Origin of the sequence: Bacteroides sp. AM44-19 (genome assembly GCF_003603395.1) — a bacterium.
In the GTDB taxonomy this organism is placed as follows: Bacteria; Bacteroidota; Bacteroidia; order Bacteroidales; family Bacteroidaceae; genus Bacteroides; species Bacteroides uniformis.
In genome coordinates this window covers 1-16,687 of sequence record NZ_QTNB01000029.1, presented here as the reverse complement: position 1 = coordinate 16,687, position 16,687 = coordinate 1, and the positions used below count along the sequence as shown (strand labels likewise).

General features: G+C 42.6%; 12 protein-coding genes. 9 read left to right on the top strand and 3 right to left on the bottom strand.

The window, feature by feature from the left end; genetic code table 11:
- Window positions 1-246: 246 nt before the first annotated feature.
- Genes DW947_RS20195 through DW947_RS20185 form a run of 3 tightly spaced genes read right to left on the bottom strand, consistent with a single transcriptional unit; the run spans window position 247 to window position 2,681 of the window.
- On the bottom strand, window positions 247-918 hold the full coding sequence (locus DW947_RS20195) for a hypothetical protein (RefSeq protein ID WP_044468988.1): 672 nt from the start codon (window positions 916-918) through the stop codon (window positions 247-249).
- A gap of 27 nt (window positions 919-945) precedes the next feature.
- Window positions 946-1,842 (bottom strand): BT4734/BF3469 family protein, encoded by an 897-nt coding sequence (locus DW947_RS20190; protein WP_227238988.1) that lies wholly within the window; start codon window positions 1,840-1,842, stop codon window positions 946-948.
- Between the two features lie 17 nt (window positions 1,843-1,859).
- Window positions 1,860-2,681 carry a tetratricopeptide repeat protein gene (locus DW947_RS20185; RefSeq protein WP_044468994.1) on the bottom strand — a complete coding sequence of 274 codons (822 nt, stop codon included), beginning with the start codon at window positions 2,679-2,681 and terminating at the stop codon, window positions 1,860-1,862.
- 817 nt (window positions 2,682-3,498) lie between these two features.
- On the opposite strand from DW947_RS20185, the gene DW947_RS20180 reads away from it, so the two are divergent.
- The 9 genes from DW947_RS20180 to DW947_RS20140 all read left to right on the top strand — a co-directional run bounded on the left by DW947_RS20180 (window position 3,499) and on the right by DW947_RS20140 (window position 16,457).
- Window positions 3,499-4,167: a GDSL-type esterase/lipase family protein gene (locus tag DW947_RS20180; protein ID WP_005824132.1), complete on the top strand. Its 669-nt coding sequence runs from the start codon at window positions 3,499-3,501 to the stop codon at window positions 4,165-4,167.
- Window positions 4,168-4,188: 21 nt separating this feature from the next.
- Complete coding sequence (locus DW947_RS20175; protein ID WP_005824130.1) at window positions 4,189-4,785, top strand: RNA polymerase sigma-70 factor; 597 nt, start codon at window positions 4,189-4,191, stop codon at window positions 4,783-4,785.
- A 1-nt stretch (window position 4,786) separates the two neighbouring features.
- Window positions 4,787-5,809, top strand: a complete 1,023-nt coding sequence (locus DW947_RS20170; protein ID WP_005824128.1) for a FecR family protein — start codon at window positions 4,787-4,789, stop codon at window positions 5,807-5,809.
- Window positions 5,810-6,076: 267 nt separating this feature from the next.
- Entirely contained in the window at window positions 6,077-9,328 is a 3,252-nt protein-coding gene (locus DW947_RS20165; protein WP_243635112.1) for a TonB-dependent receptor, read from the top strand.
- Between the two features lie 11 nt (window positions 9,329-9,339).
- Window positions 9,340-11,241, top strand: a complete 1,902-nt coding sequence (locus DW947_RS20160) for a RagB/SusD family nutrient uptake outer membrane protein (RefSeq protein ID WP_005824124.1) — start codon at window positions 9,340-9,342, stop codon at window positions 11,239-11,241.
- 16 nt (window positions 11,242-11,257) lie between these two features.
- Window positions 11,258-11,950, top strand: a complete 693-nt coding sequence (locus DW947_RS20155; protein WP_005824122.1) for a DUF3823 domain-containing protein — start codon at window positions 11,258-11,260, stop codon at window positions 11,948-11,950.
- 1 nt (window position 11,951) lies between these two features.
- Window positions 11,952-13,394 carry a glycoside hydrolase family 125 protein gene (locus DW947_RS20150; RefSeq protein ID WP_008665704.1) on the top strand — a complete coding sequence of 481 codons (1,443 nt, stop codon included), beginning with the start codon at window positions 11,952-11,954 and terminating at the stop codon, window positions 13,392-13,394.
- The gene (locus DW947_RS20145; protein WP_005824118.1) at window positions 13,391-14,197 is read left to right on the top strand and encodes a DUF5040 domain-containing protein; all 807 of its coding nucleotides are present in this window, start codon (window positions 13,391-13,393) and stop codon (window positions 14,195-14,197) included. Before DW947_RS20150 ends, DW947_RS20145 begins: the two co-directional genes overlap by 4 nt.
- Window positions 14,198-14,201: 4 nt before the next feature.
- Entirely contained in the window at window positions 14,202-16,457 is a 2,256-nt protein-coding gene (locus tag DW947_RS20140; protein ID WP_005824115.1) for a GH92 family glycosyl hydrolase, read from the top strand.
- The last annotated feature ends 230 nt before the right edge of the window (window positions 16,458-16,687 follow it).

Here is a 16,687-nt window from a genome sequence, read left to right as displayed (position 1 = left end):
GGTGGTACACGTTTCAAATGCTACCCGGGTCCCTTTTCAAGTGTTAGCTACACCGCCTGAGTGGGTATTATAATAAAATATGCAGTATATGTATAATAAACTTGCCTCCGGTTAACTCACAAGGTGTTATTTTGCAATATTTTTCACCTGTATCCTTGACATATGGATTCTTTATTGGCTTTGACGAAATTTTAAAGGAGAGCTTATGCAGCATCTCCTTTATCTTTCCAATCAGTCAGTACATTCTCAAGTCCAGCACTTGGCATTGGATTTGACTACCACTTTGGTAAATTTCTGAAGTTCGGTTATCAATGCCTGCACTTCATTCCTTGTCGGTTCGGGAAGGGTAATGTCCTGTCGTGAGTTCCTGCCGATATTGACTTGTACAGGAGAACACATGCTGACAAGTTCAACCATTTCGGGCAAGTCGAATTTTATCAGAGGTTCACAGGTCACATAGGTTCTCATTCCAAGGCTCGCCAGTTTTTGCATGGCTTTGGCACGTTTCCGGGTACCTGGAGCATTCCTTACGATGTCCGGATAAAAGACATTGGTTTCAATGGTCGTGCACAAAACCGATTTCTTCATTACCGGATGCCCTATGAACTCCAAGAAACGTATGGGGTCCTTGGATTGGAAAAGATAGTTATTATCAAACTTGTCACAATAATCCAGAACCTGGGCAATCCAGTCCGAAGGTACGTCGAAAGCCCATGCGTCCGTTCCGCTACCAACGAAAATAAAATTGCCGTTACCCAGGTTTACTTCCAGTTCCTTGGGGTCAAACCGTATAGGAAGCAGACCATCGAATTTTTTCATGTAACAATAGGGGCAGTCATGAAAACATATTCCTTTTATTGCATTCCACGTGTGGGTAACAAAAGGATACATGTTACCCCGGCTTTTTGTCAGTGCCATAATTGTTTTTTTAAAGGGGTGATTAAATCAGTGTATTGTAAATATCAATGTTCCGAAGTTCTTCTCTTCGGTCTTATAGGCGTTGCCCACATGGCTTCTGATTTCCTTTTCATCCATTGTGTCATCTTCCCAGCCATCAATGAAATACTCAGTAGCCAATTCCTCGTCAACACCCCATTTGCACATCCAGCAGGCTAACCTGAAGATGCAGTTTCCCCTGTTGCCTTTTTTCCAATATTCAGGATTGTTCCTTTTCCAGTGGGAGTTCATGATGCTGATGATGCTTTTGTCCGACACTGTTCTTGTCCCGGATGATTGTGGCATCTGTACCTGTGGCTTTATGGTGGGGACATAAGGGTACGGTTCAGGATTTGGATTGGTCCAGATGTCAGGATCGTAACTCAGATAATTTCTGCGTGCCAGGTCTTTACAGCTTGCATCATTTCTGTTTGCCACATAGAATTTATCCAGTAGCTGTCCATACAAATCTTCATGTCTGGCCGGATCTGTATTGTCATGCAAAACCAGAGCCTTCAGTCCATTTCCACTGGGTGTAACAAAAACACTCAGGACACATTCGGTTATCATCAGCTTGTTCCGTAACCGGATCATTTCATCCGGTGTTGCTATATGGTCAAAATCCAATGCCGTCACACGCGAGTATTCAATCAGCCCCGCACCGTTAAGTTCCCTGAATGTACCGTTATAGGCAACAGCGGGCAGGAGTCTGGCTTTCCATTTCCGCATGTCACCTGGAGCTACACTTCTGATATGCTCTATTGCCTGCTTCAATGTATAGTCTCCAAACTCATTGTCATGCAATTGCATGTCTCCCGTGCGAATCATCTGTATAACATCTCCTAACTCAGGATAAGCCAGGTTGTACTTTGTCCAATTAATCTTTTCTGTCAATGTCGTTTTCATATTCTTTACCATAGACTTTATTGCTTTTTTATCCATCTGAGATTATAAGCCGCATTGTTGGACATGTCGCCGTCAATATGCTCCACTTCCGTATAGGCCTTCGGATCAGGATTGACCAGGAATGTCTCAGCAACGAGGAGATCGACATAAGCCTTCTCCCCGCCGATGATGATGTACTGTCTGCCGTTTGCCTCCCCGAATACCGGTACATTGCCTCCATTTGCGGATGATGGCATTGCCAGACCGGTACGGGAACCTCCTTTTTCAAGGCTTTTTCTGACATCCGACCATAACCTGTATTTCCTGATGTCCCTCATGCCCCGTGAATACAGACCTTCATACAGGTCACAGAGGAAGTCCACACTGTCATATATCCCCAGTTCATAGGCCTTCTCGAACCATCCTGTCGCTTCCTTGTACATTACGGGAGTCCCAAACAGCCCTTTGAGGCGTATATGCCCCATTGTGAAAGCCGACAGTCCGTCACCTGAATCCGCAGCCTGTCCGAGTAACCCGATACCTTTCCCTATATCCTGCGGACATCCCTGCCCTTCCAGGTATATATGGCCCAGATTGGCTTTGGCTGTGGGGAATTTATCTGCAATACTCTCTAGAAGAGCGATTGCCTTGCCGGTATCATGCTTTACAGCCATCCCTTTCAGGTAATATATGGCAACGGCGTTGATTCCATATACGAATCCCTGTGTAGCCGAACGGTCATACCATAGGAAAGCCTCGTCGGCATTTCCCTTATCCTCATAATACAGACCGGTTAGATACTGAGCCTCTGCATCACCTGCCTGGGCCTTTTCCAAAATTCTTTTTGTTTCTGTTTTCATGTTTCTTTCATTTTTGAAATTGAACATTTTTTTAAAATCACACATGTAAGGATTTCGGGGTTTTGTCAGACGGCAGTTTTTTATGTGTGTAAGTTGAAGTGGGAGAATATGCGGATGATGGTCCGATGGATTTGTCCGGCAATCGTTTCGGTATGTCAAGACTTTCCGGTAAAGTTATCAGATGAAGATGATAGCCAGAACCGAGGGAGTGAGTGTTAGTACGGTCTAGAGATTGAAAAAGATGTTCGGGCTGTAGAAATAATGATGAGGACTATATATGTTTTAAAAACAGCTGATTTTTTTTACTGACGTTTCCGCGGCCGAATAGTTTCTTTGCGGTGCCAAACGAAAAATGTACCAGGCTGATCTAACGGAGACCGAATGGCGTATATAACAAAAGTGTTAAATTTGCAGGAAGAGTAAAATATGATTTGTAATGCTGTATTTTTTAGTTAAGACTAGTTGTCAATGGCATATGCCTCTTTTCGAATTCCCAAAGTGACAGTTGTTTTATCACCACTATCGTAAATGAGGTTCTTTGTCGGAGTTGGGCTTATTGTTAGAGAAATTACGTGAAGATATACGTGTGAAACATAGCATGGGACCAATTGTAAATAGTATCGTGGACAATCAAAATGTCAAAGGGGAACAATGCTTCCTTGAACGGTGTTGACGGGAATAAAAAGCAAAAGGCATAAAACGTAATATCATAGTAGATAAAAATCTTTTTCTTTTAACTATTAGAATACGTACTTTTGATAGTGTAGTTGTCTTAATATAAGATATTGCTAACAATCATTACTAAATAATACTAAATATGAAACACTTATTCTTTGCTCTTCTGTACTTTTTCGCAACAGTGGCAACGGCCCAAACACTGAGCGAGTATCCTGATTTTGAAAGATATCAAAAGGATAATGAACGCATCATTCAAAACAAAACTTATCCGAAAGTGATTTTTATCGGAAATTCCATTACCGACGGATGGGCTAGCAAACGCCCCGTTTTTTTTACAGGTCATCAATTTTTAGGTCGTGGCATCAGCGGTCAAACCAGTCCGCAACTCCTGCTCCGCTTCCAAAAAGATGTGATTGACCTTAAACCAAAAGCTGTTGTCATCAACATCGGTACGAACGACATAGCCGAAAATACTGGTAAGTACAGCATCGAATATACGGTGAGTAACATCAAATCAATGGTAGAGTTAGCCAAATCACATAAAATCAAAGTGTATCTTTCTTCGGTTCTTCCGGTTGATGTGTATCCTTGGAGAAAAGACATTACGGATGCAGTGAAACAGATTTATGAGCTGAATGTGCGGATCCGGCAACTTGCCAAAGCAAAACATGTACACTACATTGATTACTTCAGTGAAATGAGCAAAGAGAACGGAGGCATGATTGATGAATATACGTATGATGGTGTCCACCCTACAGATAAAGGATATGAGGTTATGGAAAAAATCGTATTGTCTGCCATCAAATAGCCACAGATACAAACCGTTATTATGGACTCTCAATATTCAAATGGAATGCAAGAAAAGGGGGGGGATTCTATCAGTCATTTTAGACAAGTTTATGATGAACTGTATCCTAAATTGATGGTTCATGCATGTAAATTTGTTGATGAAGAGGTTGCTGAAGATATAGTACATGATGTATTTGTCGCTTACTGGGAACAACATCATATGATTGTTTCCAGTAGGCTGGCCGCCTTTCTATTCAAAGCCACGCAAAACAGTTGTCTAAACTATCTGAAGCACCAAAAGGTAGTGGAGAACTACCGGGAACAGTGGCAACTGGCCATTGATCGTTGTGAATATTACAACCAGAAAATTGAATCGACTGTTTCGATGTCTGAAACGAATGAGGAGTTGAACTATAAGTTGCTGGAAAATGCAATCAGGCAATTGCCTCCCAGACGTGCGGAAGCTTTAAACTTATTCTACTTCGAAGGGAAGTCACAAAAGGACATAGCCAATCAGATGCATGTGTCCTTACGTACGGTACAGACACACCTTGCCCAAGCCATCGCGGAATTGCGCAAGTCCTTGAGGCATGTCGGAATTTGGATTGCTCTAATGTTGAATTATATATTACTGTAATATGGATTTAAATGTATTAAAGCGTTTTTTAAATCATTCCGCTTCGGAGGAGGATTACAAAAAGATCAACAAATGGAGAAGGGAAGAACCTGCTAACTCGACTTTTTTGTTCTCGTTGGAGGAAATCTGGTCGAAAAAAGAAGAAGCCAACTATGCAACAAAGATACATCTGAATGCATCTTACCAAAAGATGATAGAGAAGATGATGAGTAGATCTGAATCCAAAATTAAGGAACAGGAGACATACAATACAACACAAAAAAACGATATCCATAAACCTAAATCATCACTCTTCCTAAAAATAACTGCATCAATAGCAATTGTATTGTCAGTAGGGTTGGGAACGTTATATTACATGGAGGTTACACGACCGGTTGGATTTAATACGGTAATTGTCCCCAACTCGCAGACAGCCAATTTGGTATTGGAGGATGGTACACACATCTGGTTGAACTCAGGTAGCCGGTTTACTTATCCCACCAAATTTGCTAGGGGTTACCGTACGGTCAAACTGGCAGGTGAGGCTTTGTTTCAAGTGAACCGTGATGAACACAAGCCGTTTTTGGTGGAAACGGAGAGGTTGAAAGTACGTGTACTGGGTACTACATTTAATGTGAAATCGTATTCCGGTGAGGATCCAACAGTTCTCTTAAAAGAAGGGCAGGTGGAAGTGTATACTGATAAGAATAAAAATATACGGATAAAGCCCAATCAAATGCTGACAGTCTCTCTCGAAACGGGTCTGAGTTCGATTCGTGAAATGGATGCTTCTACGGCTGGTACGTGGCGGACGGGGGAACTGATGTTCCCCGGGGAAACACTGAAGACCATTGTGTTGGAATTGAAACGGAAATTCGACAGGGAAATTGTCATTGAAGATCCTTCGCTTGAAAAAAAACGGTTCTTCTGCCACGTGCATAGGGAATCGACCTTGACGGAGGTCTTGGACCTGTTGCAGGAAAGTGGGCAATTGACGTATCTGGAAAAAGAACATATATTTATAATAAGAAAGGAGGACAATTAACAGAAAAAGAAGAAAAAGAAAAAGGATTGCAAATTGTTGCAGCAATTCACAATCCTTGTCGTCGAATAAATTAATTAAAGATTAAATCAATTACTCAGTTACAAATTTATGAAAAATCCAACCAGTTATTTCTATCTAAAAGAATGCGTAACTTTTTTTAGTAGATGGAATAGGAACTCTTGCAGTTTTGTGCTTTTGTTAACATTTTTATTCCTATTTAACGGAGTACTTGCATTGCATGCTCAAAATGTTACCATTTCACTGGATGTGAAAAACAAAAGCATCACGGAGGTGCTATCAATCATTGAAAAAAAGAACAATCTGTTTTTTACTTATGATTACAATCTGTTCAATCCCAAGCGAAAGATTTCGGTGTCTTTAAAAAATAAAAAGATTGAGGAAATCTTGAAGGTGGTTTTCAAAGGGGAAAATATCGGCTATAAAATTAAGGGAAAGAATGTGGTGTTGTATAAAATTGATTCCAAAGTGTCGAAAGGACAGCAGAGGAGTGCCAAAAGGATTTCGGGGATTATCCGAGACCTCTCTGGTGTTCCTATCATCGGCGCTTCCATTGCTGTGGAAAACGGTGCCGGTGGTACCATTTCTGATTTGAATGGTAAATTCTCTTTGAATGCGCACGAAAACGACTTGCTGACGATTTCGTACATCGGTTTCGGCAAGAAGGAACTGAGAGTGAAGAAGGATTATTACGAAATTACGCTGGAAGAGGATGCCAATCTAGTTGATGAAGTGGTAGTTGTGGGGTATGGTACGCAGAAGAGAGGTAACTTGACGGGAAGTATTGCTTCGTTAAAGACCAAGGAGATCAATACGACTGTGAGCTCCAGCCTGGCGCAATCTTTACAGGGTAAGATGCCGGGATTGCAGATAAGACAGCAGAATGGTGAGCCGGGTACTTTTAATTCTATGATTAACATCCGCGGCTATGGAGAACCTTTGTATGTCATCGATGGTATTGTACGCGATGGTAGCGTTGAATTCCAACAATTGAATCCTAGTGACATCGAAAGTGTTTCGGTGTTGAAGGACGCTTCCGCTGCAGTATATGGCATGAATGCCAGTAATGGTGTGATTGTGGTGACTACGAAGAGAGGGGAATCCCACCGTCCTCAGTTTACGTATTCGGGTAATGTGGGCTGGCAGAAGGTTACTGACCGTCCCCTCATGGCCAATGCGGCCCAATATCTGGAAATGTACGATGATGCGATTTTTTATAGAGACGGGGTGCATAGTATTACCAATGAAGAACTAAATAAGTGGAGAGCTGGCGGACCGGGTTATGAAAGCACGGACTGGTACAATGAAACCATGAAAAAAGCCAGTTTGAGACATAATCATAACTTGTCTATTGAGGGTGGCAATAAGATTATGAAATACTTCCTCAGTTTCAGCTACTATGATGAAGACGGTATTTTCAAGAGTGGGGATATGGGTTATGACCGCTATACGTTCAGAAGCAATGTTTCTGCCAAATTGAACCGTTATCTGACAACGGATGTGATGGTTTCGGGCCGTTATGGCATGAGGGATTTCCCGGGTGGTGATGGCTTTATATGGATGTACAAAGGTACCATCATCAGTCATCCGAACGAACGTCCGTATATTAACGATGACCCGGCTTATCCGGCGAATATCTACAATCAGGAAAATCCGGTGGTGATGTCACAGAAAAAGCATGCAGGGTATACGGTGGACAAGAACAAATCGCTTCAGTCGGCTGTTTCGCTGACTTATGATGCGCCTTTCTTGAAGGGACTGCAGGCGAAAGGCACCATTGCCTATGACAGCTATAGTGTATTCAATAAAAATTTATGGAAGAGTTATCGCATTTATTCGTCCGATTTGAATTATCAGTTGAAAAACAAGCCGCGTATTGCCAATAATGTGGAAGATGCAGACCGCATTGTGTTGCAGGCGCAGGTGACATTCGACAGAACCTTCCTGGACAAACATCATGTTTCGGCATTAGTTGCTTACGAACAGAAGAAATATGAGAAGAAACACTCTTACTTGAAACGTGAATATGATTTTTACACGACAGATGTGATGGATTATGCATCGGGGGTACAGACGAATAGCGGTACGGAACATGAAGAGACAACTATGGCATACATCGGTAAATTTAACTATGACTACATGGGTAAGTATTTATTTGAATATGCTTGCCGTTATGACGGCTCTTACCGTTATGCACCCGGCAAAAGATGGGCGTTCTCTCCTTCTTTATCAGCCGGCTGGAGAATCTCTGAAGAAAGCTTTATCAAAGATAATTTTTCGTTTATTGATAATTTGAAAATCCGTGGTTCTTATGGCGTCATTGGTGAAAATGTAGGAGCGCCATTCCAACACGTGATGGGTTTCACACCTAATGTGAATATTGGTTATGAGTTTGAAGATGGCAAGTTCCTGGGTACGATGGCAGCTCCGGGTGTGATCAATCGGGACTTTACGTGGGTGCGTTCGGAGATGTATAATGTGGGGGTCGAGTTTTCTGTGCTAAGAAACAAACTGAATTTTGAACTTGACTTCTATAAGAAACACAAGAGCGGAAAGTTGAAAATCAGAGAAGGCAACTTGCCGAATACGTTTGGTGGATCAATGCCGGTGGAGAATGTGGAAAGTGAACGTACACAGGGTTTTGACTTGACCATTTCTCACAAAAATCGCATCAATGATTTCTCTTACAGCGCTTCTTTCAACATGAATATTGCCAGAACCATGCATCGCACAGTGGATAAACCGGCTGCACGAAGCAGTTACGACCGTTGGAAGAATGGATATACAAACCGTTGGAATGACTTGGTTTGGGGATTCGACAAAGTCGGACAGTTCCAAAATTATGAAGAGATTTTACATGGGGCTATTCATTGCGACAATAGAGGAAATACGCAGTTGTTGCCGGGTGATTATATCTATGATGATTATAACGGTGATGGTGTGATCAATGGTTATGATACCAAACCGATATTCAGAAACAAGACACCGAAACTCTTTTATGGTTTTACGTTGAATGCACAATGGAAAAATATGGATTTGACAATGGTGTTCCAAGGTGCTGGTATGTACAACATCCGTTTCAATGAGGTATTCAGCCAAATGTTCTTCAACAATGGTAATTTACCTGCTTATTTCTTTGACAGATGGCATTTGGAGGATTCCTATGATCCTGACAACACCAATTGGGTGCCTGGTAAATGGCCTGCTAATCGTTTCTCTCAGGAAATGGGTTCTTCTTACCGCGATAGTCAGGCATGGAACATGAAAGCGTCTTATTTACGCCTGAAGAGCTTTGAAGTGGGTTATATATTGCCTAGAACATTTACTAAAAAATATGGTGTTGAAAATTTGAGACTCTATTTCAATGCATACAATCTCTTTACATTCACCGACTCGTTCTTGAAACAGTTTGACCCTGAAAAGACGGAGGGTGACTATGGTGCCGGATACAACTATCCTTTGACAAAGAGTTTTAATGTAGGCTTAAGTGTTTCATTCTAAATATTATACGTATGAAAAAGATGTTAAATTTTAAATATGTAATTGTGGGGTTCTTGCTCGTGTTATGTGGAGCTTGTTCTGATTTTCTGGATTTAGAACCAAAAAATAAAATACCGGGTGAAAGTGTCTTGTCGGATCCCAATGGTATCAAGTCGTTTCTAGCTGATCTCTATTATGGTTCACCGATTGAAGATTTTGTATATATGCCTGCTGCCGGATTTAACGCCAGAGGGAATACTGGTTCTTTGACGTTGGCGCAATATGCGCTGGAAGCCATCCATTCGGAATGGCCCAACTGGAACCAATTTGCCAATGACTGGTGGAATAAGGGGTATTTTTTGAACAGAAATATCAATCTGCTGATGACGTATATTCCCAATTTGGATATTTCGGTAGAGGAAAAGGATGCGTTGATGGGGGAAGCCCATTTCTTAAGGGCGTATACTTATTTTGGTTTGGCGAAGCGTTATGGGGGGGTATCCATCATTACGAAGTATCAGGAGTTTGAGCCGAATACGGATAACTTGAAGGTACCTCGTAGCACAGAAAAAGAAACGTGGGATTTTGTGATGGAGGAATGTGACAGGGCGATTCGTCTGTTGCCGGAAACCAGAAACAATCCGAGTGAAGAGAAGCGCAGGGCGACGAAGTGGACGGCGTATGCTCTGAAGTCAAGGGCAGCATTACATGCAGCTTCTGTAGCTAAATATTGGGACAAGGCTCCGTTGGAAGGGGAAGCGGTGGATAAGAATTTTGTTGGTTTGGACAAGTCAGATGCCAGCCGTTATTATCAGGCTTGCATAGATGCTTCTAAAGCTATCATCGCTTCCAATAGGTTTGGGTTGTATAAAGCGCATCCAGGTAGTGTGCAAGAAGCGATTGCTAACTACAGAGCGCTTTTCACAGATCCGAATGTGGCTGGTGAAGAGGCTATTTTTATCAAAGGCTATGGAGCTCCGGGTACTCGGATTGCACATGATTATGATGCCTGGAACAATCCGAATCAGAATGCGGAAGGATTCCCTCACAGAGGTAGAACCAATCCAATTCTTGAGTTGATTGACTTGTATGAGGATTATACCAATCCGGGGCATGCTGCTCCGATCATCACTACGGAAGATGGAAAGGTGAGCGATAATGAAGGCTATCGTCCGTATGTTGCTTATCGCCATTTTGATTCGCCGGAGGAAATCTTCAAGCATAAGGATGCCCGCTTTTTTGCTTGCATCACGTATCCGAACAGTGTGTGGAAAGGGAAGAAGATTGTAATCCAGGGGGGGGTGATTAAACCGAATGGTGACTTGATGAGTTCACCGGGTGCTTGTGAACATAATGGTAAGACGTATTATACATTCGGTGCTCAATTCTCGAAGGATTATTCGGGTTTTGACGGTACACCGAACTGTACGCGTACGGGGTTCTTGATGCGCAAATTCTTAAATGAGAACCTGACCGTGACCAAGGAGTTGCAGTCGACTACCGACTTTATGGATTTCAGATACGCCGAAATCTTGCTGAACTTTGCGGAAGCGGTTGTTGAAAAGGGTGAAACGGATGGTAATTTGCTGGATATGGCCAAGAAGGGACTGAATGACTTGCGTAAGAGAGCAGCTCATACTACAGAGGTTGACTTGACTCTTGATAATGTGTTGCGCGAAAGGAGAATTGAGTTGGCTTTTGAAAATAAGGGTTACTGGGATTTGATTAGACGCAGGGATTTCCATTCGGAATTCGATAACCGCCGTAAAATGGCGTTGGTGCCTATGATTGATTTACGAGGGGAAAAGCCTCAGTATATTTTTGTGCGTAAGTTTGTACCGGGTGCAAACTCTTGTACTTTCCAAACGCATCATTATTACAGACATATTCCTGGAACTTCTACCAATGGTTTAACTCAGAATCCAAAACACTAATTTAACAATAGCAACTATGAAACGTAACATTAAAAATATGGCTTTCGCTTTGCTGACATTGTTTGCAGTCACTTCCTGCGACTTGTTGGAAATAGACAACTATGATGGTCCGAATGCTACCATTGAAGGCAAAATCTTAGACATTGAAACTGGCGAACTGGTTGAACAGGATATTATTGACGGGGCACAAATCGAATTTATCGAACATGGGTTTGAGAATCCTGAAACGCAATACATGGTAATTAAGAACAATGGTACGTATCGAAACAACGTGATGTTTGCAGGTTCGTATACGATGAGTCTGATGCGTGGTAACTTTGTGTCTGTCAAAGATCAAGAAGTTGTGGTGAAAGGTAATACGGTATATGACTTCAGAGTGCAGCCTTACATCCGTATTAAAAATGCTTCCATTCAAAAAAATGGTAGCAAGGTTGTGGCTAAGTTCCGTCTAGAAAAGACGGTTGACCAAGAGGTGGCGGAAGTGGCTCTTTACGGTCACCGTGAACCGAATGTTGGCGAACCACTCAAGGAGTTTGTGGTAAAGCAAGGTGTGGATAACTCGTACCTTGGCAATGAGTTTACATTGGAATTGGACTTAAAACATGAAAATATAAAATCCGGCACGCAATATTACTTTAGAATTGGCGCAAGAATTAACATTGGCGGTGCGAAATTCAATTACGTTCCTGCAGTAAGACTAGCTTTGTAAGATGAAGAGACAATTACTCACTATAGGCTCTTTATGGGTCTGTTCTCTACTTTTTGCACATCCTTGTTCTTCGGGACAAGAAATGCAATGGATCGATCATGTTGAAATGTATACGTCTAAACGTCCACCGGTGGAAAAAAGACTTTTCCGGTCAGAAGTCGTCGAACGGGTTATTGAGGAGACGGTCACTCTACTGAAAAATGAGAAGCTCAAATGGATGTTTGCCAACTGTTTTCCCAACACATTGGACACGACGGTGTTTTATGAATCGGAACCGGAGGACGACACTTTTGTGGTAACGGGGGATATTCCGGCAATGTGGCTTAGGGATTCTTCCGCCCAGGTGTGGCCTTATCTGATGTACGCCAATGAGGACGAGCGGTTGAGGAAAATGATTCGGGGGGTGATTCTACGACAGTTCAGATTAGTTCTGCTGGATCCGTATGCGAATGCGTTCTACCGTGATCTCTCTGGAAAAGGGGAGTGGCAAAATGACAGGACACCAATGAGAGGGGGAATTCACGAAAGAAAGTGGGAAATCGACTCGCTGTGTTATGTTGTTCGTCTGGCTTATCATTATTGGAAAGTAACCGGTGATGACAGCGTTTTTACAGCGGAATGGATGCAGGTGGTTGAATCTATCCTGACAGTTTTCAAAGACCAGCAACGGAAGGAGAATCGGGGTAATTATTCGTTTTTACGTGTGACGGACCGGCAGTATGACACGTTATCCAACGATGGATATGGAAATCCGGTCCGTGCCAACGGACTGATTGCCTCTTCTTTTCGCCCTTCGGATGACGCGACTGTTTATCCGTTCCTGATTCCTTCCAACTTTTTTGCTGTGACCAGCTTGCGTCAGATGGAGGAGATCCTATTGAAGGTGAACAAAAACAAAGCAATGGCTCGTGCGTGCAATGTGTTGTATATGGAAGTGGGCGAAGCGTTGAAAAAACATGCCATACACAAGCATCCTACCTATGGAAAGATTTATGCTTTTGAAGTAGACGGATACGGCAATCAGCTCTGCATGGATGATGCTAATATTCCCAGTCTGCTGGCTTTGCCCTACATCTGCGATGTGAAGCCCTCGGATAGGATTTATCAGAATACGCGAAAATATCTGTTGAGTCTGGACAATCCGTATTTTTTCAAGGGCAAATATGCCGAAGGCATCGGTGGCCCTCACATAGGAATGGACATGGTGTGGCCCATGAGCATAATCATACGTGCCATGACGTCGGAGAACGATGAGGAAATCAAATTGTGCGTTGCCATGCTGTTGGCTACGGATGCTAATACAGGCTTTATGCATGAGTCTTTTCACAAAGATCAGCCTGAAAAGTTCACACGTTCGTGGTTTGCCTGGCAAAATTCCTTGTTTGGTGAATTGGTTCTTAAGATTATTAGAGACGGAAAGTTACATCTTTTAAATGAATTATGATGAAAAGGATTTATATTATAATACTACTCCTATACTGCTGGGTCTCGTTTTTACCGGCACAGGATATATGTTCTCCGGTACGAGAAGGTTATTTATCAATGTCTGATGAGAAGAAGAAGCTGACCGTTCTCTTGTCAGGCGCTTCTTTTGCATCCGTGGATAACGGTTGGTTTGAGTTGGGGTGTGAGGCGTTGCGTGCGAAGGGAATCAACCGGGCCATCGGAGGAGAAGCCATTGCGGATGTGGCGAACCGAATGTCACGTGGCGATTTGTATTCCCGTGAGGAATTGGACGAGGTGGATGTCTTCGTGATTATGCAGGTACACAACCGGGATGTGTATGCCCCGAATGAGCTGAAAAAGGACTATCACGAATATGCCTTGCCTTTTACCCGTGGCAACTATGCGGCCGCTTTTGATTATGTAATCAAGAAATACATATCCGATTGTTATCAACTTCAATTTGACAAAGGTTCGAAGTATTACGGTGTGAAAGGGGGGAAGCCGGCTGTGATTCTGCTTTGTACCCATTGGCACGATGCACGCGTGGTGTATAATGAATCTATCAGGAAACTCTCCGACAAATGGGGCTTTCCACTGGTAAAATTTGATGAACAGATTGGCTTTTCAAAGACCGTTGAGCATCCAGAAACACACCGACAAACGAGCACTCTCTTTGCCGATGACACAGAGTGTATTGATGGGGTTGAGTATGGATGGCATCCCAACCGGGGTAAAGACTGTTATATTCAAAACCGTATGGCTGCTGTTTTTGTAGCCCAAATACAATCCTTAGTTCTGTAAGAAAATGAAACATTTATACTTTTTGTGTGTTGTGTTTGTTTTTTTATTCGCAGGGTACGCCCTCTCTCAGGGATCGAATAAAGAACATAACTTGACTCCCGTTGACTATGTCAACCCTTATATGGGCAACATCAGCCATTTACTAGTACCCACTTATCCTACGATTCATTTGCCCAACAGCATGTTGCGTGTATATCCCGAACGGAGTGATTATACAGGTAGTCAATTACATGGATTGCCGCTCATCATTACCAGCCATCGGGGCACTTCGGCCTTTAACCTTAGTCCTTGCCAAGGAGAGCCGTTACAGCCGGTCGTAAACTATAGCTATGACCATGAGAACGTCAAGCCCTACTATTACGAAGTGTTTTTGGATGAAGAACAAATTGAGGTCAAGTATGCGCCTTCACGTCAATCGGCTTTATACCAACTCCGCTTTACCCAAACGGACAAACCGGCTTATCTCATTGTGAATTCCCGGCACGGAAAAGTTCAGGTAGCGGAAAACCATATCAGTGGTTACCAGCATTTGGATAACAACACTCGAGTCTATCTGTATTTGGAAACTGAGCAGATGCCAGTACAATCAGACATGCTGGTGGATGGGAAATTGAGCCGTACGACGACTGCAGAAGGTCACAATGCGTGTGCGGTGTTGGCCTTTGCAAAACAAACTGAGTATGTGCGTGTAAGATACGGTATTTCATTTATCAGTGAAGAACAAGCTCGCAAAAACATGGAACGTGAATTGTCCGGTTATGATGTGGTGGCACTGGCTGATAAAGGGCGGAATATCTGGAATGCTTCCTTGGGCAAGATAGACGTTAAGGGAGGAGATACTGACAGTAAGCGGGTATTTTATACTTCTTTGTACAGGGTATTTGAACGCCCAGTCTGTATCAGCGAAGACGGGCGCTATTTCAGCGCGTTCGATCATCGGGTACATAATGATTATGGTTTGCCTTTCTATACAGATGATTGGATATGGGACACATATCGTGCAGCCCATCCATTACGTGTACTTATCGATCAAAATACGGAGTTGGACATCATTCGGTCCTATTTGCGTATGGCAGAACAGATGGGAACGATGTGGATGCCTACTTTCCCGGAAATTACAGGAGATTCTCGACGAATGAATTCTAATCATGGAGTGGCTACGATTGCAGATGCGGCTGCCAAAGGAATCAAGTTTGATTTAACCAAAGCATACAATGTGTGCAAACGTGCTATTGAAGAGAAGACATTGGCTCCTTGGTCAGCAGCAACCTGTGGCTGGATTGATCTGTTTTATAAAGAAAAGGGGTATATCCCTGCTTTGCAGCCTGATGAAAAGGAAACTGATCCGAATGTACATTCCTTCGAAAAACGTCAATCTGTAGCCGTGACACTCGGAACGGCGTATGACGAATGGTGTCTGTCACGCATCGCTGAAATGCTAAATAAGGATGAAGAAGCTGCCTACTATCGTTGTCGTTCGTTTAATTATCGCCATATTTACAACAAGGAAACGTGCTTTTTCCATCCAAAGGATAAAAATGGCAAGTGGATTAGCCCATTTGATTACCGCTTTTCTGGTGGTCAGGGTGCCCGTGAGTATTATGGAGAAAATAATGGTTGGGTGTATCGTTGGGATGTGCCGCATAATATTGCCGACCTTATTGAACTGATGAATGGCAAGGAACAGTTTGTTGCCAATTTGGATCAGATGTTCAATGAGTCTTTGGGAAAAAGTAAATTTGATTTCTATTCTCAATTACCCGATCATACTGGCAATGTGGGACAATTCTCCATGGCGAATGAGCCGTCTCTGCATATTCCTTATCTTTATTGTTATGCTGGTCAGCCTTGGAAAACTCAGAAGCGTATCCGCCAGTTGTTAAAGATGTGGTTTCGCAATGATTTGATGGGCATTCCTGGGGATGAAGATGGAGGGGGCATGTCAGCCTTTGTTGTCTTTTCTTCTCTCGGTTTTTATCCTGTCACTCCGGGACTGCCTATTTATACCATTGGCAGTCCGATGTTCAGTGAGGTCCGTATCAAGTTACATAACAACAAGTTTTTCACAATTATAGCAGAGGGGGTGTCAGATGAAAATAAATACATCCAGTCGGCCACTCTCAATGGCAAAGAATTGAATCATGCCTGGTTTGCACATGAGGATTTGATAAATGAAGGTGTATTGATCTTGAAAATGGGAAACAGACAAAATAAGATGTGGGGTATCGATTGTCCACCACCCTCTCATGGGCTGAAATAAAGAAGTTGTAAATTATATCAACGACTATCCCAGTTCTGATTTTAATTTTACTATTGGTCAAGGTTGGGTTTATGTTTATTTATGACTGATTCCAATCAAGATTTATACATAGTGGTATGAGTTTGGGTTAAGAATATATGGGTATAAGCCAATAAAATTTTGGTAACCATGTCATAGTTGTAGCTAACACTTGAAAAGGGACCCGGGTAGCATTTGAAACGTGTACCACC